This window comes from Promicromonospora kroppenstedtii DSM 19349 (assembly GCF_000515355.1).
Lineage (GTDB): Bacteria > Actinomycetota > Actinomycetes > Actinomycetales > Cellulomonadaceae > Promicromonospora > Promicromonospora kroppenstedtii.
The window spans coordinates 19,015-20,321 of the sequence record NZ_KI911627.1; the positions used below are offsets into that span (position 1 = coordinate 19,015).

General features: G+C 76.1%; 1 protein-coding gene and 1 pseudogene. One reads left to right on the forward strand and one right to left on the reverse strand.

The annotated features are described in order from the left end of the window. Positions 1-439: pseudogene (locus PROKR_RS05965) on the forward strand (hypothetical protein); the annotation flags it as partial. A gap of 20 nt (positions 440-459) precedes the next feature. Here the strand turns inward: PROKR_RS05965 and PROKR_RS05970 are convergent. Further along, positions 460-1,307: GntR family transcriptional regulator (locus PROKR_RS05970; protein ID WP_051432728.1), on the reverse strand; the 848-nt coding region annotated here is incomplete at its 5' end.

Genomic DNA, 1,307 nt, shown 5'->3' on the forward strand with positions numbered 1-1,307 from the left:
GCACGGGCCGGTGGGCCTGCGGCTGGTGGAGGACGACATGGGGTGGGAGCGGGCCGTGACCCACCGCGTGGCGGTCCCCGCCGGCGCGCGCGTGCTGGAGGTGGACGGCCCGGCGGCCTGGGCGGCGCTGTGCCGCGAGTACCCCTTGGAGGTGACCGCCCAGAAGCGGCACGACTGGTACAGCACCACCGGCCGCGTCGGGCGCTGGGCGCTGCCGGACTGGGCGGCGGTCGCCGCCGTGCACGACGCGGTGCACCTCACCCCCGCCGCCTACCTCGTGGCCGCGGGCACGGCGATCCCGGTCGACGACGGCGTGGCGAGCGTCATCGCCGGGTGGAACCCCGACGAGACGTACTGGCTCATCGACACCGTGCAGCCGGAGGGCACCGGGACGGAGTGGGTGCTGGACGACGAGGACTGGGTGGTCGCAGCCGTCTGAGGGTCGGGTGGCGGCGGGGATCAGCGGCCCTCGGCGCTCTCCAGCTCCCGGGCCAGGTCGAGCATCTCGCGGCCGAGGGCGTCGAGGCGTTCGCGGAGGCTGCCCGTGGAGGTCCGGGGCTCCTGGATCACGTTGATGTCGAAGACCACGCGGTCCGCGCGGTGCCAGGTGCGGAACACCTCGACGGGCCGGGCGGCCTCGTCGGTGCTGGTGCCCTCGAGCAGCAGCACCGGCGTCCCGGCGGTCACCCGGAGCAGCTCCGCCGTGTCGGCGTCGGCGCCCACGGCCCGGACCTGCCGCCGGCCCGCCACCACGTGGGTGCCGAACCGGCGCTGGATCGTGGCGTGCAGCGACGTGTCGGTCAGCTCCTCGGCGCTCAGGTCCCCGAGCTCCTCGGGCAGCCAGGTCTCGATGAGGGCGAGCGGCTCGTCACCGGCGCTGCGCAGGCGTCGCAGGCGCAGCACCCGCTCGGAGGCGAGCTCGCCGGTCGCCTCGGACGCGGGCTCCAGCCCGAGCTCCAGGACGTGCGTGGTCACGTGCACGCCCTCGCCCTCGACCTGGGTCGACAGGCCCGGGACGCGCTGCACCAGGCGGTGCAGCTCGCCACGCTCCCGTACGGTCGTGCCCCGCCCCCGACGGCGCTCCACGAGTCCCTCCTGCTCCAGCGACGCCAGGGCCTGGCGCACCACGGAGCGGGAGACGCCGTAGCGTTCCTGTAGCTCGGCCTCGGTGGGTACCTGCGCGCCGGGCGCGAGCGTGCGGCCCAGGATCTGGGCGCGCAGCTCGCTGCCGATGCGCCGGTGGAGCGGCTGGCCGTCGGGTGCGGGGCGGGTCACGGTCAGCTCGCCGCGCTCGGGGCGCTCTGCTG